General features: G+C 73.2%; 21 protein-coding genes. 10 read left to right on the plus strand and 11 right to left on the minus strand.

Features of this window, described 5'->3' with window-relative positions; genetic code table 11:
• The first annotated feature begins 76 nt into the window (after positions 1-76).
• Positions 77-925 carry a helix-turn-helix transcriptional regulator gene (locus tag IE316_RS10570; RefSeq protein WP_190203948.1) on the plus strand — a complete coding sequence of 283 codons (849 nt, stop codon included), beginning with the start codon at positions 77-79 and terminating at the stop codon, positions 923-925.
• 91 nt (positions 926-1,016) lie between these two features.
• The gene (locus IE316_RS10575) at positions 1,017-2,216 is read left to right on the plus strand and encodes an aminotransferase class I/II-fold pyridoxal phosphate-dependent enzyme (RefSeq protein ID WP_373311144.1); all 1,200 of its coding nucleotides are present in this window, start codon (positions 1,017-1,019) and stop codon (positions 2,214-2,216) included.
• Positions 2,217-2,337: 121 nt separating this feature from the next.
• On the opposite strand, the gene IE316_RS10580 is transcribed toward IE316_RS10575, so the two are convergent.
• Both IE316_RS10580 and IE316_RS10585 read right to left on the minus strand, forming a co-directional pair.
• The gene (locus tag IE316_RS10580; protein WP_190203950.1) at positions 2,338-3,063 is read right to left on the minus strand and encodes a glycoside hydrolase family 11 protein; all 726 of its coding nucleotides are present in this window, start codon (positions 3,061-3,063) and stop codon (positions 2,338-2,340) included.
• 486 nt (positions 3,064-3,549) lie between these two features.
• On the minus strand, positions 3,550-4,461 hold the full coding sequence (locus IE316_RS10585) for a hypothetical protein (RefSeq protein WP_229910317.1): 912 nt from the start codon (positions 4,459-4,461) through the stop codon (positions 3,550-3,552).
• A gap of 306 nt (positions 4,462-4,767) precedes the next feature.
• Between IE316_RS10585 and IE316_RS10590 the strand changes: the two genes are divergently transcribed.
• Positions 4,768-5,502, plus strand: a complete 735-nt coding sequence (locus tag IE316_RS10590; protein ID WP_190203951.1) for a D-Ala-D-Ala carboxypeptidase family metallohydrolase — start codon at positions 4,768-4,770, stop codon at positions 5,500-5,502.
• A gap of 102 nt (positions 5,503-5,604) precedes the next feature.
• Here IE316_RS10590 and wrbA read toward each other — a convergent pair whose 3' ends face one another.
• From wrbA to IE316_RS10605, 3 genes are all read right to left on the minus strand, one after another.
• On the minus strand, positions 5,605-6,210 hold the full coding sequence (gene wrbA, locus IE316_RS10595; RefSeq protein ID WP_190203952.1) for an NAD(P)H:quinone oxidoreductase: 606 nt from the start codon (positions 6,208-6,210) through the stop codon (positions 5,605-5,607).
• Between the two features lie 232 nt (positions 6,211-6,442).
• The gene (locus IE316_RS10600; RefSeq protein ID WP_190203953.1) at positions 6,443-6,826 is read right to left on the minus strand and encodes a toxin Doc; all 384 of its coding nucleotides are present in this window, start codon (positions 6,824-6,826) and stop codon (positions 6,443-6,445) included.
• Positions 6,826-7,065, minus strand: a complete 240-nt coding sequence (locus IE316_RS10605; protein WP_190203954.1) for a hypothetical protein — start codon at positions 7,063-7,065, stop codon at positions 6,826-6,828. Before IE316_RS10605 ends, IE316_RS10600 begins: the two co-directional genes overlap by 1 nt.
• Positions 7,066-7,279: 214 nt before the next feature.
• Between IE316_RS10605 and IE316_RS10610 the strand changes: the two genes are divergently transcribed.
• A complete protein-coding gene (locus IE316_RS10610) occupies positions 7,280-9,409 on the plus strand; it encodes a cellulose binding domain-containing protein (RefSeq protein ID WP_190203955.1) in 2,130 nt (709 codons plus the stop codon).
• Positions 9,410-9,458: 49 nt separating this feature from the next.
• On the opposite strand, the gene IE316_RS10615 is transcribed toward IE316_RS10610, so the two are convergent.
• Together IE316_RS10615 and IE316_RS10620 are read right to left on the minus strand one after the other, a co-directional pair.
• Positions 9,459-10,985 carry an MFS transporter gene (locus tag IE316_RS10615; RefSeq protein ID WP_190203956.1) on the minus strand — a complete coding sequence of 509 codons (1,527 nt, stop codon included), beginning with the start codon at positions 10,983-10,985 and terminating at the stop codon, positions 9,459-9,461.
• A gap of 112 nt (positions 10,986-11,097) precedes the next feature.
• Positions 11,098-12,036: an MBL fold metallo-hydrolase gene (locus IE316_RS10620; RefSeq protein WP_229910318.1), complete on the minus strand. Its 939-nt coding sequence runs from the start codon at positions 12,034-12,036 to the stop codon at positions 11,098-11,100.
• Between the two features lie 104 nt (positions 12,037-12,140).
• Here IE316_RS10620 and IE316_RS10625 point away from each other — a divergent pair, with 104 nt between their 5' ends.
• The 4 genes from IE316_RS10625 (at position 12,141) to IE316_RS10640 (ending at position 16,438) form a co-directional block, all read left to right on the plus strand.
• Positions 12,141-13,079, plus strand: coding sequence for an AraC family transcriptional regulator (locus tag IE316_RS10625; RefSeq protein WP_190203958.1), 939 nt, complete (start codon positions 12,141-12,143; stop codon positions 13,077-13,079).
• Positions 13,080-13,362: 283 nt separating this feature from the next.
• Complete coding sequence (locus tag IE316_RS10630; protein ID WP_190203959.1) at positions 13,363-15,018, plus strand: PP2C family protein-serine/threonine phosphatase; 1,656 nt, start codon at positions 13,363-13,365, stop codon at positions 15,016-15,018.
• On the plus strand, positions 15,015-16,106 hold the full coding sequence (locus tag IE316_RS10635) for a cobalamin B12-binding domain-containing protein (protein WP_190203960.1): 1,092 nt from the start codon (positions 15,015-15,017) through the stop codon (positions 16,104-16,106). The genes IE316_RS10630 and IE316_RS10635 overlap by 4 nt, the downstream gene beginning before the upstream one ends.
• Complete coding sequence (locus IE316_RS10640; protein WP_190203961.1) at positions 16,103-16,438, plus strand: STAS domain-containing protein; 336 nt, start codon at positions 16,103-16,105, stop codon at positions 16,436-16,438. The genes IE316_RS10635 and IE316_RS10640 overlap by 4 nt, the downstream gene beginning before the upstream one ends.
• A 99-nt stretch (positions 16,439-16,537) precedes the next feature.
• On the opposite strand, the gene IE316_RS10645 is transcribed toward IE316_RS10640, so the two are convergent.
• The 4 genes from IE316_RS10645 to IE316_RS10660 form a co-directional block, all read right to left on the minus strand.
• On the minus strand, positions 16,538-19,288 hold the full coding sequence (locus IE316_RS10645; RefSeq protein ID WP_229910319.1) for an alpha/beta hydrolase: 2,751 nt from the start codon (positions 19,286-19,288) through the stop codon (positions 16,538-16,540).
• Between the two features lie 201 nt (positions 19,289-19,489).
• A complete protein-coding gene (locus IE316_RS10650; protein WP_190203963.1) occupies positions 19,490-20,134 on the minus strand; it encodes a response regulator in 645 nt (214 codons plus the stop codon).
• A 4-nt stretch (positions 20,135-20,138) separates the two neighbouring features.
• Positions 20,139-21,524 carry a sensor histidine kinase gene (locus IE316_RS10655; RefSeq protein ID WP_190203964.1) on the minus strand — a complete coding sequence of 462 codons (1,386 nt, stop codon included), beginning with the start codon at positions 21,522-21,524 and terminating at the stop codon, positions 20,139-20,141.
• Positions 21,525-21,616: 92 nt separating this feature from the next.
• A complete protein-coding gene (locus IE316_RS10660) occupies positions 21,617-22,840 on the minus strand; it encodes a hypothetical protein (protein ID WP_190203965.1) in 1,224 nt (407 codons plus the stop codon).
• 233 nt (positions 22,841-23,073) lie between these two features.
• Between IE316_RS10660 and IE316_RS10665 the strand changes: the two genes are divergently transcribed.
• Complete coding sequence (locus IE316_RS10665; protein ID WP_190203966.1) at positions 23,074-23,463, plus strand: AQJ64_40280 family protein; 390 nt, start codon at positions 23,074-23,076, stop codon at positions 23,461-23,463.
• Positions 23,464-23,596: 133 nt separating this feature from the next.
• Positions 23,597-24,106, plus strand: a complete 510-nt coding sequence (locus IE316_RS10670) for a DinB family protein (protein ID WP_190203967.1) — start codon at positions 23,597-23,599, stop codon at positions 24,104-24,106.
• The last annotated feature ends 55 nt before the right edge of the window (positions 24,107-24,161 follow it).

A 24,161-nucleotide genomic window follows, 5' to 3' on the forward strand; every position in this document is an offset into this window, starting at 1 on the left:
ACGAGGGGGAGAGACCTCCGCATCAGGGGATCGCGAGTCCCTGGATAAGCCGGCCGGTCTCCCGCACCCTGGAGAGGTGAACCGAGCCGAACTCGCCGACTTCCTGCGCCGCGCCCGTGCCCGCCTGGACCCCTCCGACGTGGGCCTGACGGCCGGAGCCCGGCGCCGTACGCCGGGGCTGCGCCGCGAGGAGGTGGCTCATCTGGCCGGCATGTCCGTGGACTACTACACGCGGCTGGAACAGTCCCGGGGCCCGCGTCCGTCCCGCCAGATGCTCACCGCGCTGGCCCGCGCCCTGCGCCTGACGGAGGACGAGCGCGACCACCTCTTCCACCTCACCGGCGAGGAGCCACCGCGCCGGGAGGCGACCGGCACCCATGTGCGCCCGGGGCTGCTGCTGGTACTGGACCGGCTGCACGACACCCCGGCGGCAGTGGTCACCGACTGCGGCGAGGTCCTGGCGCAGAACGCGCTGTCGCGGGCGCTGAGCGGGGACGTCCTCGCCCGCCCGCCCCGGGAGCGCAACTTGATCCGCCGCTTCTTCCTGGACCCGGCGGCCCAGGAGTTGTTCCCGCCCGAGGACCGCCCGCAGCGCGCCCGCGAGCAGGTCGCCGGACTGCGAGCGGTGGCCTCGGCCCGCCCCGCGGACCCCGAACCGGCCGCGCTCGTCGCCGAACTACGCTCCGCGAGTGAGGAGTTCGCCCGCCTCTGGGACGAGCACGAGGTCGCGGTGCGCCGGGCCGCCACGAAACGCTTCCGGCACCCCGCGGTCGGCATCCTCGAACTCGACTGCGAGATCCTCGTCCACTCCGACCACAACCAGCAGCTCGTCATCCACACGGCCCGCCCGGGCACGGACTCGTACGAGCGCTTGCGGTTGCTGGGCGTGGTGGGCTTGCAGGACCTGACGCCGACGGGCTCCTGACCCGGTGCGCGCCCCGGCCGTCCGAGAGGGGTGACCGGCGTACTGCGCGACATGACCGAGCCGTGCCTTCCCGCGGCCTGCGAAGAGGTGGATGACAGTGAGCGCCCTGATACGGAAATGCGCCTCCTACACCCGGGGGCGCGACGCCAGACAGGCCGGCCTCTACCCCTACTACCCCAGCTTCGCCGCGCGGGAGGCGGGCGTCGCCCGGATGACCGGCGGGCGCGAGGTCGTCATGTGCGGCTCCAACGACTACCTGGGGCTCAGCACCGACCCGCGGGTCGTCGCGGCCGCCGCCGAGGCCACGGCCCGGTACGGCGCCGGGTGCACCGGCTCCCGCCTGCTCAACGGCAACCTCGACCTGCACGACCGTCTGGAACGGGAGCTCGCCGACTTCTTCGGCAAGCCCGCCGCGCTGGTGCTGACCACCGGCTACCAGGCCAACCTCGGTGCTGTGGCCGGGCTGTGCGGACCGGGCGACCTGGTCCTCATCGACCAGCAGGCCCATGCCTCCCTGATCGACGCCGCCCGGCTCAGCCGCGCCAAGATCCAGTGGTTCGCGCACAACGACCCCGACGACCTCACCGGCAAGCTGCGGCGCACCGGTCACCGGGGCGGGGTGCTCGTGGTGGTCGACGGCGTCTACAGCATGGCGGGCGACCTCTGCCCGCTGCCCCGGCTCGTGGAGTCCTGCCGGGAGTTCGACGCCACCCTGCTGGTCGACGACGCGCATGGCGCCGGTGTGCTCGACGAGGGGCGCGGCACCTGCTCCCACTTCGGCCTCACCGACGAGGTGCCGCTGGTCACGCTCACCTTCTCCAAGGCGTTCGGCTCCATCGGCGGTGCGGTCCTGGGCGAGGAGGAGGTCGTCGAGTACCTCCGCCACCACGCACGCGCGCTGATGTTCTCCGCGAGTGCGAGTCCCGCCGACACCGCCGCCGCGCTGCGGTCCCTGCGCATCCTGCGGGAAGAGCCCTGGCGGTGCGCGGCGGTCGCCGGCAACGCCGCGTACCTGCGCCGCGAGCTGACCGCGCTGGGCTACCGGGTCGGGGCCGGCGTCACCCCCATCGTCCCGGTGGACACGGGCGACGAGCCGGCCACGCTGGGCGCCTGGAACCTGCTGATCGAACAGGGGGTGTACGTCAACGCGGTGCTGCCCCCGGCCGCCTCACCCCGGCTGCGCACCAGTTGCACGGCCGTGCAGACGCGGGAGCAGCTCGACCGCGCGGTGGCCGCCTTCGCGGCGGTACGGGAGCGGGTGCCGGGGCTGACGGTGGCGGCGGCCGGGTGACACCGGCCGTCGCCGGGCGGGGACGCGCGCCGTCCTGCCCGTTCCGCCCGGCGCGTCGGCCAACGGCCGCGGGTTCCGCCACCAGGACGGCACCCGCGGCCGCCGGTCCGCCGGACGAGGGTCAGCCGCTGACCGTGATGGTCGAGCTTCCGCTGCTCTGGTAACCCTCGGTGGCCAGGATCATGTAGTACCTGAACTGGCCCAGGTTCAGGCCCGCGCGGGCCCACGCGTCGAAGTGGTTGCCGGTGGTGATGGTGCCGGAGCCACTGGTCACCTTCGACTGCCGGACGCTCCAGTACTGGTCGAAGGTGCGGGTGCCCTCGACCGAGGGGGCGTTGTACCGCGTCGTCTTGTAGATGTCGTACGTACCGCCGTCGCTGTAGACGGTGCCCCGGTACTCGCCGGTGGGCCGGAAGCTGCCCCAGTTGTCGACGATGTAGTACTCCACCAGCGGGTTCGACGTCCAGCCGTAGAGGCATCCGTAGCCGTTGCCCGACGGGTTGAAGTAACCCTGGTAACGGACCGTCCTGCGCCCGCCGGTGTTCCAGCCCTTGCCGGCGACGAAGTTGTTGCAGTTGGTCCACCGGGTGCTGTAACTGCCGCCGCCGTTGAGCGTCATGGAGACGGAGCCGCCGCCGTCGGTCCAGAACGAGTAGTACATGCCGTCGTAGCCGGTCTGGCTGGTGGTGATGGTGGTGGCGGCGTGGGCGGTGCCGGGCAGCAGCAGCCCGGACGCGGTGGCGAGCGCGACGGTGCCGGCGCCACCGAGGAAGCCTCGTCGGCTCAAACCGCTGAAGGGAGCGGGGTTCTGCTGGTTCTGGTCCTGCCTTGCGCCGTCCTGCTGCATGCGTCCTCCCGATGAAGGCTGGTGGGGGTCGAACGGCTGCTGCCGCCCGCGGCCTTGCGGAAACGGCGGGGGTCGCCCCTCGTCGCCTCACGAGAGGGGAGCGACGGTCTCCTGCCGTTCGGTGGCCACAGTTTTCGTAGAACGCCATGAGCCTGTCAACAGTTTCGGCAGTGTTTCGGAAACATGCCTGACACGGGGGAGGCGGGGGAGGGCTGGAAAGCCCAGGTCATGCCGCTCCTCGCGGGGGCGATCCAAGGAATGGGGAGGAGTGAGCGAAGAACGTAACGCAAGTACGGGAGCATTGCCCGAAACTTTCGAACGCGACCCCGTACGCCGGGCCGGCGGACGGCGGCCCGTTCGGCACGGTCGTGCCCGGGCAGCTCATCCCCTCCGCGAGAGCCCACCAGCACGTGCCCCGTGCTCCGTCCGCCGCACCGACGCAGGTGAAGTGGCCGCACGGCTCGGGCTCTATGGTCGAGGTCGCCCTCACGTCCAGCTCGGTGCCGTCCCTCCGGGGTCCCCGAAGGGCACCGGCCGACCGGTGAGCGCGTCCAGGAGAATGCGGTCACCGAGCGGCCGCGACAGTCCGACCCTCACGTTCTGTTCGATCATGTCGGCGGGACAAGCTCCGCGTTCGACACCCTTGACCGAGGCGGACAGGACCACGCTCTCACCTGTCTCCAGCGCCGTCACGACGGGACCGTCGTCACAGGACCCGTGCGTGGCCCTCACCGTCACGGAGCGGCCGTCTGCCGCCGTCCCGGTCAGCCGGGGGATGCTCCTGAGACCGCCGGCAGCCCCTTGCCTGGCCCGTCCGATCGGCGGCTCGGGAAGCTTCGACGGGGTGACGGCGACCCGCTTGAGCGGGGTGTCGTAGTGCTCCAGCGTGAACAACCACGCGGGAACGGTCGCCTTGCCGCGGCTTGTCACGATGGTTGTCGTACCGAGCCGGGCCCCGGTCACGGTGAGGTGGGGTCCGGCGCTGCGGTCGAGGGCGAAGGATCGGTACGCCTTCTTCGATCCCATCAGTGGGCGAGTGAGTTCCTCCCCGTCTCCCCAGTCCACCTTGCCGAAGGCGGAGGGCGTGCGGGGCAGTTCGCCGTCCAGGACGAAGTTCCTCGTCTCGAAGGCCCGTTCGTCCGCCGCACCGCGCCAGCCGGAAACCGGCTCCTGCACCGCGTCGGCCATCGGGTAGTAGCCCCGCGCCCAGGTGGCGGCGGCTGCGGATCCCCGCCAGGCATCGGCTACTTGACGGGCGCGCTCCTCCCGTACGCGCGGCGACTGAGCGTCCGCACGTCCGTCGTCCGTGCGCTGATCACCGCCGCAGCCGGCGAGGAGGCCCGCGCTCAGCAGTGATGCCGACAGCAGGCGGAGGGAGTGCATCGGTCGCGTATTCATGACGTCCTCCGTGCGGTCGACGAGAGGCTGGCTACGGAAGGCAGAGGGGCGGGGATGTGCAGCCCCAGCGCCGACCCGCTTCACACCTTCGACGCGGAGGGGCGCATCCGGGTTCACCGCGACGGTGACCGGCTTTCGCCAACCGATCCCCGGGGGCACCGGACACGCGCTCGCCGTGCCACCGGGCCCCGTGATCGTTCACCCCCCGGTCACGACCGCGCTGTTGACGCGCGTAGCGCTTGGGCTCAGGCTGGGGCTGATCGCCGCCGCGAGAGCGGTGGGCGCACCGACGAACCGGAGGTCTGGATGTTCAGACGGATCGCACGGCTCCTCACCGCGATTGTCATGATCGCGTCAGGCGCGGTGGTGGGCGTGGGCGCCACCGCGGGCACCGCACACGCCGACGAGTGTTACACCTGGAGCCGCACCCTTTCCCAGGGCGCCTCCGGCAGCGATGTCACCCAGTTGCAGATCCGGGTCGCGGGCTGGGTGACCTCCGGCGAACGCCTCTCCTACGACGGCCAGTACGGCGCCCGCACGGCCGCCGCCGTGCGCAAGTTCCAGGCCGCGTACGGACTCACCGCCGACGGCGTCGCCGGGCCGGCGACCTTCAGCAAGCTCTACGCGCTGCAGGACGCGGACTGCACCCCGGTCCACTTCTCCTACGCCGAGCTCAACCGCTGCAACTCCGACTGGTCGGGCGGCGCCGTCTCGGCGGCCACCGCCAAGGCGAACGCGCTGAAGACCATGTGGAAGCTGGAGGCGATGCGGCACGCGCTCGGCGACGTCCCGCTCACCATCTCCAGCGGCTTCCGGTCCTACGCCTGCAACAGCGCCGTGGGCGGCTCGTCCACCAGCCGCCACCTGTACGGCGACGCCGCCGACCTGACCGGCTCTCCCACGCTCTGCCGCCTCGCCCAGCAGGCCCGTACGCACGGCTTCTCGGAGATCCTCGGCCCGGGCTACCCCGACCACAACGACCACACCCACGTCGCCCTCGACCCCTCCCCCTACTGGTCCGCCCCCACCTGCGGCATCTGATCGACGGCGCCGGGGCCGGCCAAGACCGCGCGCGGGTCCGGGTCGCTCAGGACGACCCCGCGCCACCACCGGCCCCGCTCCGAGCCCCGTGCCGCCCGGACGTCACGACATCCGCAGGCGTTCGGCGATGTCGGCGAGGTGGCGGCCCTGGTAGCGGGCGGCCTCCAGGGTGGCCGCGTCCGGCGTCTCGCCGCCGCCGCTGGCCCAACTGGTGCCGTAGGGGTTGCCGCCGGCCGCGAACAGCAGCGGGTCGGTGTAGCCGGGCGGCACGATGACGCATCCCCAGTGGTAGAGGACGTTGTTCATCGAGAGGATGGTGGACTCCTGCCCGCCGTGGCGGTTCATGGCCGAAGTGAAGCTGGTGGCGGGCTTGTTGTGGAAGACGCCGGCCTGCCAGAGGCCGCCGGTCAGGTCGATGAACTGCTTCAGTTGGGACGTCACGTTCCCGAACCTGGTGGGGGTGCCGAAGGCGTAGGCGGTCGCCCACTCCAGGTCCTCCAGCGTCGCCTCCGGCACCTCGTCCTTCGTGGAGTCGACGTGCGCGCGCCAGGCGGGGTTGGCGTCGATGGCCGTGTCGGGCGCCAGCTCGTGGACGCGCCGCAGCCGGACCTCCGCGTCGCGCGCGGCGGCGCCCTCCGCCACCGCCTTCGCGAGCTGGTGAACGTTTCCTGTGGCGCTGTAGTAGATCACGGCGACACGCACACTCATGGCACACTCCTGAGCACGGACGGACAGCGAACCGGAACCCTCACTGTCGCGCCGACGCCCCGCGCCCACCGATGACACGCCGCCGCGTGAGCCGCTGTCCGCCGAACGCACCAGTCGGCGCAGGCTCCGCCGGCCGGTCCGGCGAGTCCGACGGGTTCCGCCGGTCCCACCGTTCGCCGGGCGCGCCCACCGCGCCCGCCGTGTCCGGCCGGCCCCCGCGGTGCCGGGCGGCTCAGATGCGCCAGGAGCGCAGCGCGTCCGCGATGTCGTAGATCTTCAGCGGGGTCTCGCGGGCCTTCTTGATCAGGTCGGACAGCGCGCCGTACGGCGGGTCGATGCCCTCACCGGACTGGTCGAGGTACTGGGTGGTGACGAAGGCCGCGAAGAGGCTGTTGCGGTGGGGGAGCGGTTCGAGCCGCACGATGGTGTGCAGCAGCGCGGCGGCCCGCCACGCGGCGTCGGGGTTGGACTCGGCGAGCGTCGGCGTGCGGGTCTTGTGCCGGGCGACGGCCGCGACCAGGGCCGAGTAGTCGGTGACGGACACGTCCTCGTGGCCGAGGGCGATGTCCTGGACGTCCAGGAGCCAGGAGACATCGACGTACAGGGTCTCACTCATCAGGCGGCCGTGGCTCCCTGGTTCCGCTCGGAGGGAGGGACCTCGTCCGGGAACGCCGCGTCGAACTCCTCGCGCAGCCTGTCCGCCCAGGACGCGGCGCCCGCCACGAACCGCTTGCGGTGCATCTCGCGCACGCCCAGGTCGTGCAGGTACTGCTTGAGACTCTTGCCCTCGGCGGCGGCGGCGGCACGCACGCCTTCCATCTCTTCCTCGGTGAAGGACACGTTCAGTGACGGCATACCCGCATGGTACCTACTTGGTGCCTGCGGAAGGAAGCGGAGCGGGCGACGCCGCCACCCGGGAACGGATCGGGGCGGGGCGCGCCCGCGGCATGCCGTTCTGCCCGCCGTCGCATCCGTTGACAGGGGCATGATCTCCCACCCATCCTGGGAGCGCTCCCACCCATACGCCCCTTTCCAGCCGTCCTTGCCGTCGGCCCCTGGGAGGACCCCCATGGCCTTACCGCACCGTCCCGGCCGGCCCAGGCGCTCGCGCCCTCGCCGTCTCGTCCGCACCGCCGCCCTGGCCGCCGCGCTCGCCCTGCTGTCCCCGCTCGGCCTCGCCGGCCCCGCCTCCGCCGCCACGCGGGAGGTGCCCGCCGCGGACGTCGAGGTGACGGTCAACACGCAGGCGTCGCTGGGCCGGCTCGCGGACACCGCGCGCGGGGTCAACGCCGCCATCTGGGACTCCCACATGAACGACCCCGAGGTCGCGTCCCTGATGAAGCAGGCCGACGTGGGAGCGATGCGCTACCCGGGCGGCTCGTACGCCGACATCTACCACTGGCAGACGCACACCGCGCCCGGCGGCTACGTCGCCCCCGGCACCGGATTCGACGCCTTCATGGGCACGGTCCGCGCCACCGGCGCCCAGCCGATCCTGATCGCCAACTACGGCTCGGGCACGCCCGAGGAGGCGGCCGGCTGGGTCCGGTACGCCAACATCACCAAGGGTTACGGCGCGAAGTACTGGGAGATCGGCAACGAGATCTACGGCAACGGCCACTACGGCAGCGGCTGGGAGCACGACGACCACGCCGACAAGAGCCCGCGGGAGTACGCCCGTCAGGTCCGCGCCTACGCCGCCGCGATGAAGGCCGTCGACCCCACCGTCAAGATCGGCGCGGTGCTCACCGCACCGGGCGAATGGCCCGACGGCGTCATCGGCCAGGGCGACCCCGGCGACTGGAACCACACCGTGCTCTCCCAGGTCACCGACGTCATCGACTTCGTGAGCGTGCACTGGTACGCGGGCGGCTCCGACACCACCGCCGACGCCGCCCTGTCCCGGCTGTCCCGGCTGCCCGGCGAGCTGCGCGAGGTACGCAACCAGCTCGACCGGTACGCGGGCGCCGACTCGCCGCGCATCGGCATCGCCCTCACCGAGGTGAACACCAACACCGGCGGGGCCCTGCTCACCGCGCGCCCCAACGGCCTGTTCGCCGCGGACGCCTTCGCCACGGCGCTGGAGAACGGCGTGTTCAACGTCGACTGGTGGAACACCCACAACGGGCCGGGGGAGATCCACACCGTGGACGGTGAGACGGACTACGGCGACATGGGCATGCTCTCCAGCGGCGCCTGCGGCGACGGCGTCTGCCAGCCGCCCGCGAACACGCCGTTCCACCCGTACTACGGCATGAAGATGACGAGCGAACTGGGCACCGCGGGCGACACCATGGTCGCCGCCGGGTCCTCCGCGCGGGATGTCTCCGCGCACGCCGTGCACCGCCGCGACGGGCGCCTGAGCGTCCTGCTCATCAACAAGAACCCGGACGCCGCGCGGACCGTCGGCCTCAGCTACCGGGGCTTCACCCCCTCCGCCGCTACGCCCGAGGTCAGCCGCTACGCGCGCGGCGACAGCGACATCACCGACGTCACCGGCAGCGGGGCGACCGCGTCGCGGGTCACCGTGCCGCCGTACGGCATGATCACCGTCACCCTCGGCCCGAAGGCCGGTACGGGACCCGGCGCCTCGGCCGCCGGCACGGCGGGCACGCCGAAACTGGAGGCGGTCACCGACACCACGGCGCGTCTGTCCTGGGCCGGTGCGCCCGGTGCCGCCCGTTACCTGGTCCAGGAGCGCGACGGGACGCACACCTGGGTGGTCGGCGAGACCACGGGTACCTCCGTGACGCTGCGGAACCTGCCCGCGGGCAGCACCCACACCGTCAACGTGCTGGCCGTGGACGCCTCGGGCAGGCTCGCCGCACCGTCCGGTCCGCTGACGTTCACCACGGGCACCCCGTCCGACGCCGTCTGCGCGGTGACGTACCACCGTGACTCGGGGTGGGGCAACGGGTTCGTGGCCACGGTGACCGTACGGAACCTGTCGGACACCCCGGTCACCGGCTGGACGCTCGACTGGGACTGGCCGACGGACGGCCAGTCCGTGTCCTCCAACTGGAACGCCGCGTTCGAGCAGACCGGCCGGCACGTCCGGGTGACCGCACCGGAGGGCGCGGGACCGCTGGCCCCGGACGGCGCGTCGACGGCCTCCTTCGGATTCGTCGGCGCCAACGACGGCCCCAACCCCGACCCGACGGCCTTCCGGCTCAACGGCGCGGTCTGCTCGGGCGGTTGAGACCCGCCCCGGTCCGGGAGCGCGCCGGCGACCTCCCGGACCGGGACGCTCAACACCGGGGGTCCGGGCGCCCGGGCTGCTCCGACCGCTCAGCGTGCTGCGGAGCCTGCCGTCGAGGCGCCCGGTGAACCGGACCTCGCTGACTGCCCGGCGGTGGTCGCCGAAGGCGCTGACCGGGGTGGGCCCGGGGCAGGAAGAGGGCCAGGAGCAGGCCGATGGCCATCGCGCCGGTCGCGATCAGGAAGGAGACGCGGAAACCGTGCAGGGTCGGGACGGTGGAGCCGTTCCCGTGATGTGCGGTGCCGGCGAGGACCGCGCCTGTGACAGCGCTGGAGATCGCGGCGCCGATGGAGCGCATCAGGGTGTTGACGCCGGTGGCCGCGCCGGTCTCCGAGGCGGGTACCGAGGCGACGATCAGGGCGGGGAGGGAGGAGTAGGCGAGGCCGATGCCCGCGCCCAGGACCACCACGACGACGAGGCTCTGCCAGGCAGCGCTCATCAGGCCGAGCCCGGCGGCGTAGCCGACCGCGGTGACCGCCATGCCGAGGATCAGGGTGGCCTTGGGCCCGTGCCGCGCGGACAGCCGGGCGTGGACGGGGGCCACGCACATCATGGTCAGGCCGAGCGGCGCCATCAGCAGGCCCGCGGCCACCATGGACTGGCCGAGGCCGTAGCCCGTGGACCCGGGGAGCTGGAGCAGTTGGGGCAGGACCAGCGTGACGACCAGGTAGGAGCCGCCGACCATGACCGAGGCGAGGTTGGTGAAGAGCACCGTGGGGCGGACCATGGTGCGCAGGTCCACCAGCGGCGCCTCGCGCCGCAGCTCCGTCACGGCCCACACGGCGAGCACCACGGCCGCCGCGGCGGACAGCGCGAGGGTGGTGCCGGAGGTCCAGCCCCAGTCCCCGGCCTTGGTGACCGGCAGCAGGAAGAGGACGAGACCGGCCGACAGTCCGGTCGCACCGAGGATGTCGAACGTGCCCTGCGTGCGGGTCGGGGACTCGGGGACGAAGCGGAGGGTCAGGGCGACGCACAGGACGCCGAGGCCGGCGGCGCCGTAGAAGAGGACGTGCCAGTCGGCGTGCTGGGCGACCAGGGCCGCGGCGGGCAGGGCGAGGCTGCCGCCGACGCCCATGGCGGAGCTCGCCAGGGCCATCGCCGAGCCGAGCTTCTCGCGGGGCAGCAGGTCGCGCATCAGACCGATGCCGAGAGGTATCGCGCCCATGGCGCAGCCCTGGAGGGTCCGGCCCGCGGTCATGCTGAGCAGGTCGCTGGTGAGGGCGCTGACCAGCGAGCCGGCGACCATCGCCAGGAGGCTGAGGATCAGCATGCGGCGCTTGCCGTAGAGGTCGCCGAGGCGGCCCGTGATCGGCGTGGCGACGGCGCCGGAGAGCAGGGTCGAGGTGATGACCCAGGTGGCGTTGCCCGGCTCGGTGTCCAGCAGGTGCGGCAGGTCCTTGATCACCGGGACGAGCAGGGTCTGCATCACCGCGACCACGATGCCCACGAAGGCGAGCACGGGGACGAGGGCCCCGCTCGCTCGGGACGGGGGCCGGTCGGCCGGCGTGTGCGTCATGGGGAGGAGCCTCCTGACCGAGAGATGGGTGGTGACGGCGGGAGACAGGCGGCGGCGGGTGTGCCGTCCGTCACCCGCCGTCCGCCACCCGCCACCCGGATGAGGTCGCGGCTCACTCGAAGGCGGACGCACTCTTCTTCCGGTTCGCCGTTGCCCATGGGCCGATGGCGAACCTGCCCCCGTCCCGTCGTACTTCCAGGGCCCCCGCGCCGCCGAAGTGCGCGGGAACGAGCAGCTCCCGTTCGTCGGCCGCCCGCCCGAGGATCCGGCGGCGGCTGGCCACCGCCTGTTCGGGGGCCAGGCAGGCGCTGCTGTTGCAGCAGGGGTGCAGGATCTGCACCGGACTGTGCAGCAGATCTCCGACGAAGACCGCCCGGTCGCTGCCGGAGGCGAGGCGCAGCACGGACGAGCCGGGCGTGTGGCCGGGTGCGGACTCCAGGGTGAGGTGTTCGTCGATGCGGTGGTGGCCGTCCCACAGCACGGCCTGTCCGGCCCGGTGCACAGGCGCGATGCTGTCTTCGTAGATCAGGCGGTCGACTTCCTGCGCGCCGTTCCCGTACGCGTTGTCCGGGCCGTAGTGGAAGTCGTCGGCGGCCGGGATGAGGTACTGGGCGTTGGGGAACGCCGGTATCCACTGCCCGTCCGCGTCGACGGTGTTCCAGCCGACGTGGTCGACGTGGAGGTGGGTGTTGACGACGACGTCGACCTCCTGAGGGCGGACCCCGGCCCTCGCCAGGAGGCCGAGGAGGTCGCTGCGGGCGTGGTGGAACGGCCCCATGCCCGGCCGCTCGCGCCCGTTCCCCGCTCCGGTGTCGACCAGGACGGTCCGGCCCGCGCTGCGCAGCACCCAGCTCTGCAGCGCCAGCACCACCGAGCCGCTGTCCGGCTCCCAGTGGTCCGGCGCCAGCCAGTCCGCGTTCTCCCTCCACACATCGGCGGCGGCTCCCGGGAACATGTCGGCGGCGGGCAGGAAGGGCTCGTGCCACTCGACCACCCGGATGACCTCGACGTCCCCGAGCACCATGCGCTGCACACTCTCGTTCTCGTTCATCACGCGACCGACCTTAGGACCGGCCGAACGATCGTCTCAATGCGCATCCTGCTCAAGGAAATACGCATCCATCTCATCGCTCATACGGCGGATACCCTGGGCGGATGGATGTGGTGAGCGATGCGATCTCCGCCGTGCACCTCGGGCACCCCTGGTTCCACCGGCTGCGGACGAGCGGGAACTGGTGCGCGCGATGGGATCCGTACGACGGTGCGGGGTTCTACGTCGTGCTCAAGGGCCACTGCTGGCTGCTGACCGACGGCAGCGCGCCCGTACCCCTCGGTGTGGGTGACGCGGTGCTGCTGCCCCATGGCACGGGTCATGTGATCGCCGATTCCCCGGTCGACGCGGGGGTCGCGCGGGAGAAGGCGGTGCCGTTCGCGCGATGGCTCGCGGCGACGGAGCCCACAGCCCAGTCCGGTCGCCACGAGACGGAGCTGCTCTGCGGCACGTACTGGCTCGACTGCAGCCGTATGCATCCGCTGATGGCGGAGCTGCCCGAGGTCGTCCACCTTCCCAGCCGGGTCGGCGGCCACCTCGAACTCCGTGCCGCCATCGATCTGCTCGCCGGTGAGCTGGACGAGATGCGGCCCGGCTCCTGCGTGGCCCTCCCGAACCTGCTCGACCTCCTCCTCATCTACATGATCCGCGCCTGGATGAGCGAGGCACCCAGCGGCGTCTGGCCCCGCGTACTGGGCGACCCGGTGGTGTCCGCCGCCCTGCGGGCGATGCACGCGGACCCGGCCGCGCCGTGGAGCAACGACCGTCTGGCGGCGGAGGCGGGCGTCTCCCGTCCCACCCTGGCGCGCCGGTTCACCACCCTCGTCGGCCGCCCTCCGATGGCTTACCTCACCTGGTGGCGCGTGATCCGCGCCGCCACCCTGCTCCGCGACACCCCGGACACCCTGGCCACCATCGCCGGCCGGGTCGGCTACGGCAGCCCGTACGCGCTCTCGCACGCCTTCCAGCGGGAGTTCGGCACCACACCGGGGCGGTATCGGGCACAGGCGGCGGGGCGGTCCGCTGACGCCGGAGCAGAGTGACCGCCGGAACACGGCCGGACAGGTACGTCCTCCTGTGCGGCGGACTCAAGGCGCGGTGCGGTTCCTGGCGGTGGCCGTGCGGTGGACGGTGGCGCGGCAGGGGTGCTCTCCGTCGAAGATGTCGGTCAGCGGCCACTGCGACACCGCGCCGAAGACCACCGCGGCGGTCGCCGCCCAGGGGGGCGGGTTGCCAGGGGAACGGCCCGTACGGGATCGTTCATCGGAGGAAATGCTTTCTTTCGAGTTGGTGAGGTGAGGGATCCGCCCGGCGGGTCCTCGATACGTGGTTTCCACCCGAGCGCAGACGGCCGCAGACCCGGAACCGGACTTCCCGTGGGGCGGTGCCCCCTGCCCGGTCCTGGTCGCCGACCCGGCCGGCCGCGTGGTGCGGTGCAACGACGCCGCTCAGGCACTGCTGCCCGGGGCCCGCCCGGGGTCCCGGCTGGCCGACGCGGTCCCGGCCTGGCTGGCCGCCGCCCACCAGGCGGTCTGCCTGCCCGGTCCGCGCACCGCGGGGGAGCCGGACGCCCCCTGGTCCGGCATGATCGAAGCCCGCCGTCTCCGGGCGCACCCCAGCGTGCGGCAGGACGGCGCGGTGGCGTGGTGGCTGGTGGACGACACCGACCACCACCTGGCCCGCGAGGCCCTGCGCACGGAGCGGGAGCGCACCGCGTTCCTCGCCAGGACGTCCAGCACCCTGCTCTCCTCCCTCAACCTGGAGCGCTGCATGGACGTCACCGCGCAACTGGCCGCCGAGAGCCTCGCGGACGCGGCCCTGGCCATCGCGCCGGCCCGGGGCCGCCGGCTGCCGGTGGTGACCTGCCTGCGCGGCGCCGCCCCCACCTCCGCACTGGAGGCGGTCGACGCCGACGAGGTGCCCGGTCTCGGCGAAGCCCTGCGCGGGTTCCCGCCCGTGCCGTCCCGGTGGATCGACCCCGCCGCCGCCCCGGCCTGGCTGATCCCCGAGGACTTCGGCCCCGTCGGGGCGATCGTGGTCACCCCGCTGCCCGGGCACGGCGTCCCGGCCGGCGCGCTGGTCCTGCTCCGCAAGGAGGGCGGCGCCGCCTTCACCGAAGAGGAAGAGGTCTTCGCCCGCCTGTTCGCCGCACGCGCCGGGGCCGCGATGTCGGCCGCCCGCCTCTACGCGGAGCAGCGGGCCATCACCGAGGTGCTCATGCGGGAGCTGCTGCCCCCGGTGCTGCACCAGATCACCGGAGTGGACCTCGCCGGCAGCTACCGCCCCTCGTCCGACCACGAGCGCATCGGCGGGGACTTCTACGACGTGCACCCCGCCACCGCGGCGGGCGAGCCCTCGCTGGTGACCTTGGGCGACGTGTGCGGCAAGGGCCTGGAGGCCGCCGTCCTCACCGGCAAGATCCGCAACACCCTGCACGCCCTGCTGCCCCTGGCCGACGACCACCAGCGCATCCTCACCCTGCTCAACACGGCGCTGCTCAACGCCCACACCACCCGGTTCGCGACCCTGGTCCTGGCCTCCGTCGCCCGCCACGGCGACGCGGTGCGGGTGCGGCTGACCAGCGCCGGCCATCCGAGCCCGCTGATCGTCCGCGCGGACGGCACCGTCGAGGAGGCCGACACCCGCGGCACCCTGGTCGGAGCCCTGCCGGACGTCCGCGCCCGCACCACCACCGTCACGCTGGCGCCGGGGGAGTCCTGCGTCCTGTACACCGACGGCATCACCGAGGCCCAGGGCGGACCGCTGGGCGACGCCTTCTACGGCGAGGAACGCCTCAAGCGCGCCCTCGCCGGATGCGCCGGAATGCCGGCCGAGGGCATCGTGGAACACGTCCAGATGCTCGCCTCCCAGTGGCTCGGCAGCCGCGGACACGACGACATGGCCGTCGTCGCGATCTCCGCCCCCCGCTCCCCGCACCGCGACGCCGGGCACGACCGCACCCCCGGCGGGTGCGCCGCATGAGCCCGGGCACCCCGCCCCGGCTCCCCGACGACGAGCGCCTCCGGGACCTGGCCGGCCGGCTGTGGGACGCCGTGGCGGCCGGGGACGAGTACACCGCCACCGGCACCGTCCTGCGCGCCCTGGACGACGGCCTGGACCCGGAACACGTCCTGCTGGACGTCATCGCGACGGTCCAGGGCAGGGTCGGCGAACAGTGGGCCGCCAACCGCATCAGCGTCGCCCAGGAGCACGCCGCGACCTCCATCAACGAACGCGCCGTCGCCGCGCTCGCCCTCCACCCCGCCGCCCGCACCACCCCTCACCGGGGCCGGATCACGGTGGCGTGCGTGGACGGCGAATGGCACGCGCTGCCCGCCCGGCTGGTGGCCGAGGTGCTCAAGCTGCGCGGCTGGCGGGTGGACTACCTCGGGGCGCAGGTACCCGCCCCGCACCTCATCTCCCACCTGCACACCACCAAGGCCGACGCGGTCGCCCTGTCCAGCTCGATCGCCACCAGGCTGCCCGCCGCCCACGCGGCCATCACCGCCTGCCAGGCCATCGGCGTCCCCGTCCTGGTCGGCGGCGCCGCCTTCGGACCCGACGGCCGCTACGCCCGGCTGCTGGGAGCCCAGGCATGGGCCACCGACGCCCGCACCGCGGCCGACCGGCTCGCCGCGGGCCCGCTGCCGTGCCCGCAGCCCGACCCCCGGCAGGGGGACGACCTGCCGCACCTGGCCGACCAGGAATACACCATGGTCGTCCGCGGCAAGGACGCGCTGGTGCGGACCGTCTTCCTCGCCCTGGCGGACGCCTTCCCCGCCATGCGCGGCTACGACGACACACAGCGCGAGCGTACGGCGGAGGACCTCGCGCACATCGTGGAGTTCCTCGCCACCGCCCTCTACCTCGACGACGACGGCCTGTTCACCGGCTTCATCGCCTGGACCGCACACATCCTGCGGGCCCGGGGAGTGCCCCCGCAGTCCCTGCCGCCGGCCCTCGCTCTCCTCGCCCGTGAACTGAAGGACTTCCCCCGGGCGGTCCGCATCCTGCGCCGCGGAACCGAGACCCTCACCACCGACCACCCCACCCCCGGAACGCCCGCATGACCACGCTGCCCTCCGCCCTCCGCCTGACCACCACCGGCACCGCGGACACCGTCCGCATACAGATCACCGGAGACCTCGACCACGACCACGCCGACCTCCTCCTGGACGAGGCCACCGCCCAGCTCACGGCCCGGCCGGGCATCCGCGAACTGCGCCTGCACTGCGCGGAGATCGGCGCCGTCGACTCCATGGGACTGTCCGTCCTGCTGATGATCGGCCGCCGCACCGCCGCGGCCGGAACCCGCCTGTACCTGGACGACCGGCCCGCGAGACTGACCCGGCTCCTCGACCTCACCGGCACCCTCGACCACTTCACGGCGAGCGGGATGTGACCGGCCGCTGAGCGCCGCCGGGGCGGGACCTGCCGCGCGCGGGGCCCGGACCGGCCGGACCCCGCGCGCAGGGTGCTCACGAACCCTCGTACCTCGTGCTTACGGGGTGTCCAGCACCGTCCCCGTCAGCACCGGCGCGCCGGGCAGCGGCTCGGCGTTGTCGTCGGTCATGGCCAGGCGCATCGACTCGGCGGGCTCGGCCACCTGGTCCCGCACGGTCGGCACGATGAAGTCCGCGCTGGTCTCGCCCGGCGGGATGTTCAGCCACACCCACAGGCTCGCGTCGGACAGCGGCCGCTCGGGGTCGGGTCCGTCGCCGGCCCAGTCCGCGAGCCACTGCGGGTCCACGTCGTGGGTGGACAGCTCGGCGCCCTCGGTGACCGGAAGCACCCGCACCGGCTGCCAGAGGTTCACCGCCGTGGGCGCGTCCACGGACAGCCGCCAGGTCAGTGTCTCCCCCTCGGTCACCCGGTCCGCGACCGGTGACAGGGTGAACACCGGCGCGGGGTCGTCGTTCTCGACGGTGAGCCCGCCCCGGTGCTTGCCGACCACCGCGTTGTGGACGGCCTTGACGGCGATGTCGTGCGCCACGTCGTAGCCGTAGACCGTGTCGCCCTTCACCTCGACCGGCACGTCGATCGCCTTGGTGCCCGGCCGGACGGTCACGAGGCGCTGCTCGGCCCGGCCGGTGTCCGGGTCGAGGACGTACACGCGGACCTGCCCGCTGCCGTGCCCGGAGATCTTGACCGGGATGCGGTAGGTGCGCGTGCCCGAGTCGCCCTCCTTGACGATGGTGCGGCCCACGTCGACGCGCGGCAGTGCGGCGGCCTTCACCGCCGGGGTGCCGGGCGCCCAGCCCCAGGCGTCCATCAGCCAGGCCCGCCCGGACCGCGAACGCGGCGTCAGTTCGAGGGACTTGACGTGCTTGAGGTCGAGTCCGGCCCGGGTCGCGGCGGTCAGCGGGATGCGCAGCTCCTGGGCCCAGTAGGAGGAGGTGCTCGCGGAACCCGGGAGTCCGTCCACCCGGACCGAGCCCAGTGTCACCTTGCGGCGGGAGGAGTCGGTGACGGACACGTCGAACTTCGTGCCGGTCGTGTTCGGCGGGACGAAGACCCGCAGGGCGAGCTTCTGGGAGCCGCGCAGGGAGACCGGCCGGGCCGGAGTGACGCGTGCGGCACTGCCCGGCGCGGACCACTTCAGGCGCACCGCGCTACGGCCCGTCTCCTGTTCCGTCTCCCACCACGCGAAGTGCGGTGACGCTCCAGGGGTCTTCGGGTCCAGGCAGGCCACCGCAGGGTCGGGGTCGATCGCCGAGCACAGTCGGGCGCCGGTCACCTTCGCCCCGCCGTCCGGCAGGAAGCCACCGCCGCGGTGGCCGCCGACCGCGTGGGTCAGCACCCGGGCCGGGTCCGCGGACGGGGCCCGCTTGCCGGAACCGTCGAGCAGCGGACGTACCCGGTCGTCCCCGGCGAGGAAGAGCCGGGCCGCGGCGGCGATGTACGTGGCGCCCGCCTTGTGCTGCTGGGCGGCGGTCAGCCGGGTCGCGGCCCCCGGCGTGCACACCGGGTCCGGATCCTCCGGGTCGGTCCCGAAGTCGTCGGCGGCCGGTGCGACGGCCTCACCCGGAGTCCACTCGCTGTTGAAGTAGTTGTGGTTGGCGCCGACCACGTAGACCGCGCTGTGCAGGGCCGTGCCCCGGCTGATCCCGCGCGTGCCGTCGACGTAGTTCTCGCCCTGGAGGTCCGACACATCGCCGTCGCAGCCGGGCAGCAGCGTCACGGACGGCACGTCGGCGACCGGGTTCTGGCCGAAGATCGTCGGTCCGATGAGCACGGTCCCGCGAATCTTCCAGCGCACCGGGCCCCGGTGGCCGTCCTCGGCGGCCGGCGGCGGGTAGAGGCTGTCCATGGCGGCCCGGTTGACGCCCTCGCCACCGCGTGAGTGGCCGACGAGCAGGACACGGGAGAGGTCCGCCTTCGCCGCCTTGCGTACGACGGCCGGGGCGGAGGAGCGGTGGGCGGTCCAGTCGGCCCAGCGGGCGAGGTGCTCGCGCACCAGCGTGGACCGCGCCTGCGCGCCGGCGTCCTCGGCCTGCCAGTCCTGGGCGTTGATGCCGTTCGCCGAGATCGACACCGTCACATAGCCCTGGGAGGCCAGCAGTTGCTGGTCGCGCAGGTAGCCCAGGTGGCTGGGGATCGGCTGGTAGCCCTTCGCGCAGGGCCAGTCGCCGGTCACGTCGTCCTCGGAGCCCGGCTTGTAACAGGTGCCGTGGCGGCCGTGCAGGAACAGCGCGAGCGGCCGGCTGCCGGTGGCCCCCTTGGGCGCCACCACCTCGGCGGTCATCTCCACCGGGGTGGCGAACCCGGGCAGGCGCACCGGATCGAGGTCGTACGTCCCGGTGACCGTGCGGTACGAGCCGGGCAGCCCCGGATCGACGCCGTTCGCCGGCGCCTTCGCGGGTACGCGTGCCACGCCCGGGCCGGACCCGGGCGGGTCGTCGGCCGCCGCGTCCAACCGGCGTCCACCGGCCGTCACCTGAAGGTCCGTCAGTTGTCCGGGCGGGGTCCCGCCGAGGGCGAGCCGGAAGGTCTTGCCGTCCCTCGTCGGCTTCGGCGCCCCCAGCAGCCGGTCCCCGGCACGGAACTCGACCCGCGCGTCCCCCATGGGCACGGCGTCCGGCGTACGCCAGACCAGCTCACGCTTCCCGCCCTTCTCGTCGATCCGCCACCCCGGCGGAAGGGAATCGCCGTCCGCCGTCGCGTTCGACGGAAGCAGCGGGTACGGCTGTTCGTCGGCCTGTGCCGGTCCGGGCAAGCCCGCCAGGGCCGCCAGGACCGCCACGGCGGTCACACATATTCGGGCACGGATCAAAGGTTCTCTCCTCAAACCACCGTACGCAGACGTCCCGTCGGTCCCGGGCGCCCCTCGCGTCACCTAGGACGGGGGAGAGGTGCGGGTGGGTTGTCCCTGAGGAGACACCGGTTCTCGGGAGAGGGATGTGATCAAGCCAGTGCGTCGGTCGCTCACCGATGCGCCGCGCCCTGCCCGCTCTCAGTCGAGCAGTCCCGCCTCCTTGGCCAGCACCGCCGCCTGGACGCGGTTGGTGCAGTCGGTGCGGGTGAGGATGTTGCTGATGTGGGCCTTGATGGTGCCGGTGCTCAGGTGGAGCCGGGCGGCGATGTCGGCGTTCGACAGGCCGGTGCCCAGCAGTCGCAGGACGTCCCGTTCGGTCGGGGTCAGCTCCGCGACCCGGCGTGCCGCCGTGTCGCTGCCGTGGTCCGGCCGGGCCCGGAACTCGATCAACTGGCGGGTGATCTGCGGGGCGAGGACGGGGTGCCCGGCGGCGGCGCGGCGTACGGCGTCGATGAGGTCGTGCGGACCGGTGTCCTTGAGGAGATAGCCGTGGGCTCCGGCACGCAGGGCGGCGGCCACGGTCGGTTCCTCGCCGAACGCCGTCAGCATCACCGCCCGGGTGCGGGGCGCGTGCCGGGTGATCCCGGCGAGGGCGGCGATGCCGTCGCCGGGCATCCGGATGTCGAGGAGGGCGACGTCGACGGGGTGGGCACGGCAGGCTTCGACGGCCTCCTGCGCGTCCTGCGCCTCGGCCACCACACGGATGTCGTCGGCGTTCTCCAGGATCAGCCGTATCCCGGCACGCATGAGCGCTTCGTCGTCGGCGATCAGGACTCGGATCATCGGCTCAGTGTAGAGCCGCCAAGATCAGCAGGGCGATGGTCCCGGCGGTCACCGGCAGCAGGACCAGCAGCGCCGCGCAGCCACCGCCGAGGAGGCGGGGCCAGGTGAGCACGTCCGTGGGCAGCGGGGGCCGCGAGCCCGCCCCGTCGGCGACCGGCCGGGGCGGCACGGCGTACGGGGGCGGCGACGCGGGCCGCACGGGTATGCGGGCAGTCAGGGCGAAGCCGCCCTCCGGGCGCGGCCCGGCGTGGAGGGTGCCCCCGAGCAGGCCGATCCTCTCCCGCAGGCCGACGAGTCCGCTGCGGCTCCCGCCCCCGGGCGAACGGGGCGCCGGCGGGGCGTCGTTGACGACGGCGATCAGCACCGTGTCCCCTTCGTCCCGGTACACCACACGTACGGGCGCGCCGGAGGCGTGCTTCAGCGCGTTGGTGAGCCCTTCGCGGGTGACACGGTGCACGGCCTGCCTGGTACGGGGGTCCGGGTCCGTCGGCCCGGCCGCCTCCCAGTGCAGCTCGGCGTCGACCCCCGCGCTCCGGGACCCCGCCACCAGGGCCGCGAGATCCTCGCGGGTCCCGCGCTCGCCGGTGTCCGCGTCGGGCTGGTGGCGCAGGACGCCGAGGATGCCGCGCAGCTCCTCCATGGCCGTCCGGGCGGTGGAGTGCAGCAGCTCGGCCTGGGCGGCCAGCGCGGGCGCCTGCCGTTCGGCGGTGAGCTGGAGGGCCCCGGCGTGCACCGACAGGAGGCTGATGCGGTGGCCGAGCAGATCGTGCATCTCGGCGGCGATGCGGGTCCGTTCCTCCATGCGGGCCGCCTCCTCGGTGAGGAAACGGGCGTGTTCGAGATAGGCGTTGCGCTCACGCAGCAGCCGCGTCAGTGGCCGCCGGCGCCCCATCATGAGGCCGGACAGCGCGGGCAGCACGATGAACAGCGCACCCAGGCCGAGACTCCCGGCCAGATACGGCTCCTCCGGGACCGCGGTGGCGACGTGCACCGCGAGCAGCACCAGCACGACACCGGCCCCGCTCGCACCGATCACCCCCCAGGCACGCCGTGCGGGAGCGATCCGGCGCACGGCGGACCACACCACGTACGGCACCGCCACCGTCGCCCACACGTTCTCCCCGGCGACCACCGGCACGCAGCCCAGTACCGCCAGGGACGGGTATCTGCGCCGCGCGGGCACGAGCAGCGCCGTCCACACCCCCAGCAGGACCGAGGCCACCGGGTGGGACGGCGGCACCAGCGGAACCGGCGCCAGTGAGCACAGCAGGACCAGACCGGTCAGTACGGACTCGGTGACGACCGTCCGCCGGGGCGCGCCGCGCACCGCCTCCTGGACCGCGGCGACCTCGCGGCGCAGCCGCCTCCCCGCTCGTACTGCCGGGTTCATCGTTCCTCCGTGTGGATGCCGCGCCGCACGGCCACTGCGGTCGTACGCGGCTGTTCTGGTCGTAGGCGACACACGCGCCGACCGGCGTGGTCTCAGGCGCTGTGTTCCGCTCCCCGGGGGACCCGCAGCTCCGGCTCCGCCCGCAGCCCGGCGACATCGGCGCCGCTCTCGGTCAGCACGCGGTCGATCTCCGCGAGGGACTCCGCGTCCGTGGCGGTCCCGTCCAGGAGCGCGGCCAGCAGGTGGGTGGTGCCCACCGTGGGCGAGCCCGTGGTGGCGGCGATGAACTCGGTGACATGCAGGAGCCGCTGGTCGAAGTCGGCGGGGCCGTCGGACTCCGGAGGTACGCCCTCCGCGATCCCGGTGGTGGGGAGCAGCACGCGGGCGACAGTATCGTGCCGTACGCCGTGCCGGCGCAGGAACTCGGCCCCTCGGTTGGCTCCGGCGAGGTCCTCGGGCAGTTCGCGTCCCGCGACCGTCAAGGACCGGTCCAGTGCCAGGATGCCCAGCAGCACATCGACGGGCCGCGGCCCCGGCGCCCCGCGCCGTACCGCCGACCGCCGTGCCTCCGTACGCACCGCGCTCACCACCGCGGAGCCGAACCCGGCGCCGCCCCCGGCCATCCAGGCGATGACCTTCCGGGTCAGCGGGTTGCCGCTCTTGCCGAAGGTCCCCGCCTTGCGCAGCAGCAGAACCGAGCCGGGCTCCGGCGGTTGCTCGGCGCCCCGCAAGGCGTCGAGCGCGGCCGGGGCGGACGGAACGTCCAGCCTCTTCGTGACCAGGGCCTCGTGGGCGCGGGTGCCGGGCAGTTCGACCAGTGCCCGCGCCACATGGCGTACGCGGACGGAAACGGTGCCCTCCTCCCATGCCGCCGCCAGCGCGTTGCGCAGGCAGGTGCGCAACGCCCCGGTCATCGCCGGGAGTTCGAGGCTCGCCCGCTCCTCTTCCGGCCTCTTGCGGTTCTTCCAGCGCAGCCTGCGGGCCTCCTCCTGGCGGACCTCCCGCCAGCAGGCGTCGATCTCCCGGTCGTCGTCCGGTCCTGCGGCGGTGCCGTCACCCGCGTCGTCACTGACCCACACGGAGGTTTCCCGGCTCATGATCCACCCGCTGAGCGTGCCGGCGGCCCTCCTGCCGGGGGTGATCGCGGCACCCGCGGCCGAGTCGCCCGCCACGAGCGCGCTCAGCAGGCTCTCCGTACCGATGTCGTCGCGTTCCTGCCCGGCCGCCGTCCGTACGGTCTCCAGCAACAGCTCGACGACGTCCCGCTCGAACTCGGTGGTGGCGCCGGTGCCGTGGCCGGACGTGCGCTGCTCCATCGGGTCTCTCCCTCTGCGTGGGGTCACCTTCCGGACGGCAACGCTAGCCACGCGTCTCCGGGCTCCGCCTCGGCCCACCGGCCACACTCGCCGGCCGACCGGCCAGGGTTCCGGTCCGACCGGCCAGGCAACCCTGCCGGACGTCACGACGTCCCAGAGGTCGAGCGTGACCGGGGCGCTCCCCGGCCGGCGCGCGACGGCAAGCGACCGAGCGTCCAGGAGGCACACCGAACATGCAGGTGAACGTGGAATGGGTCGACGCCCGCGAGAGGCTGCCCCGGCTCGGGGAACCCGTCGCGGCGGCGATGTTCGGCACCTGGCCGCGGGACTTCCACGACCGTTCCGTCGCGGGTGAGGACTACTGGCTGGTCAGGCCCATGGTCTTCCACGACCTGTACATCCCCGCGACCTTCCGGCCCCAGTCGGAGGACGAGAGCCACTATCACGACTGTTTCGTGGACTCCGACGGCATCATCCGCTACCCCCCGGGCGGCCCGAGCGAGGACCACGTCACCCACTGGGCGGCGCTGCCGTTCCTGCCGGGGCTGCCGGTGCACGCGGCAGACGGCCCGGAAGCGGGCGCAGCCCTCCGGCGGGCCCGCGAAGCCACGGGCCGCCGGTAGCCCGGGAGGCGACACACCGCCGTCGGCCCAGCCGGCCGGAGGGGATACTGGCCCTTTCACACGGGCCGTGCACCGGGCGGACGCCGGCGAACGGCCCGCCTGCCGCCGACGGCAACGACGAGGAGCGCTTCCAGTGACCAGCGACACCCGCAGAGGACCGCCCACTGCCGGCAGCGAACGCGAGACGCTGCGGGCCTTCCTCGACTACCACCGCGCCACCCTCGCCATGAAGTGCGAAGGACTCACCGACGAGGAGCTGCGGCAGCGGTCGATGCCGCCGTCCACGCTCTCGCTGCTCGGTCTGGTGCGGCACATGGCGGAGGTGGAGCGTGCGTGGTTCCGGCGGGTGTTCGAGGACCACGACGCACCCATGGTCTGGTCCGACAGGATCGACTTCCAGGCGGCGTACGACGCGAGCGCGTCGACCCGGGACGAGGCGTTCGCGGCTTGGGAGGCCGAGGTGGCGAACTCGCGCCGGATCGAGCGGGAGGCGGAGTCCCTGGACCGGACCGGGTATCAGCCCCGCTGGGGCGAGGCGGTGTCGCTGCGGATGGTGATGGTCCACGTGCTCCTGGAGTACGGCCGTCACAACGGGCACGCGGACTTCCTGCGTGAGGGGATCGACGGGACCGTGGGCGCCTGAGTCCACGGACCCGTCGTCCGGGTGCCGCCGCGTGGGTGGCCGTCGGAGCACGGCC

The sequence above is a fragment of the Streptomyces fumanus genome, from assembly GCF_014655295.1.
Lineage (GTDB): Bacteria > Actinomycetota > Actinomycetes > Streptomycetales > Streptomycetaceae > Streptomyces > Streptomyces fumanus.

Bases quoted from the DNA above. Each gene is read 5' to 3' on its own strand.
- IE316_RS10575 (WP_373311144.1), top strand. From the start codon at position 1,017: ATGACAGTGAGCGCCCTGATACGGAAATGCGCCTCCTACACCCGGGGG.
- IE316_RS10580 (WP_190203950.1), bottom strand. From the start codon at position 3,063: ATGCAGCAGGACGGCGCAAGGCAGGACCAGAACCAGCAGAACCCCGCT.
- IE316_RS10585 (WP_229910317.1), bottom strand. From the start codon at position 4,461: ATGAATACGCGACCGATGCACTCCCTCCGCCTGCTGTCGGCATCACTG.
- IE316_RS10590 (WP_190203951.1), top strand. From the start codon at position 4,768: ATGTTCAGACGGATCGCACGGCTCCTCACCGCGATTGTCATGATCGCG.
- wrbA (WP_190203952.1), bottom strand. From the start codon at position 6,210: ATGAGTGTGCGTGTCGCCGTGATCTACTACAGCGCCACAGGAAACGTT.
- IE316_RS10600 (WP_190203953.1), bottom strand. From the start codon at position 6,826: ATGAGTGAGACCCTGTACGTCGATGTCTCCTGGCTCCTGGACGTCCAG.
- IE316_RS10605 (WP_190203954.1), bottom strand. From the start codon at position 7,065: ATGCCGTCACTGAACGTGTCCTTCACCGAGGAAGAGATGGAAGGCGTG.
- IE316_RS10610 (WP_190203955.1), top strand. From the start codon at position 7,280: ATGGCCTTACCGCACCGTCCCGGCCGGCCCAGGCGCTCGCGCCCTCGC.
- IE316_RS10615 (WP_190203956.1), bottom strand. From the start codon at position 10,985: ATGACGCACACGCCGGCCGACCGGCCCCCGTCCCGAGCGAGCGGGGCC.
- IE316_RS10620 (WP_229910318.1), bottom strand. From the start codon at position 12,036: ATGAACGAGAACGAGAGTGTGCAGCGCATGGTGCTCGGGGACGTCGAG.
- IE316_RS10625 (WP_190203958.1), top strand. From the start codon at position 12,141: ATGGATGTGGTGAGCGATGCGATCTCCGCCGTGCACCTCGGGCACCCC.
- IE316_RS10635 (WP_190203960.1), top strand. From the start codon at position 15,015: ATGAGCCCGGGCACCCCGCCCCGGCTCCCCGACGACGAGCGCCTCCGG.
- IE316_RS10640 (WP_190203961.1), top strand. From the start codon at position 16,103: ATGACCACGCTGCCCTCCGCCCTCCGCCTGACCACCACCGGCACCGCG.
- IE316_RS10650 (WP_190203963.1), bottom strand. From the start codon at position 20,134: ATGATCCGAGTCCTGATCGCCGACGACGAAGCGCTCATGCGTGCCGGG.
- IE316_RS10655 (WP_190203964.1), bottom strand. From the start codon at position 21,524: ATGAACCCGGCAGTACGAGCGGGGAGGCGGCTGCGCCGCGAGGTCGCC.
- IE316_RS10660 (WP_190203965.1), bottom strand. From the start codon at position 22,840: ATGGAGCAGCGCACGTCCGGCCACGGCACCGGCGCCACCACCGAGTTC.
- IE316_RS10665 (WP_190203966.1), top strand. From the start codon at position 23,074: ATGCAGGTGAACGTGGAATGGGTCGACGCCCGCGAGAGGCTGCCCCGG.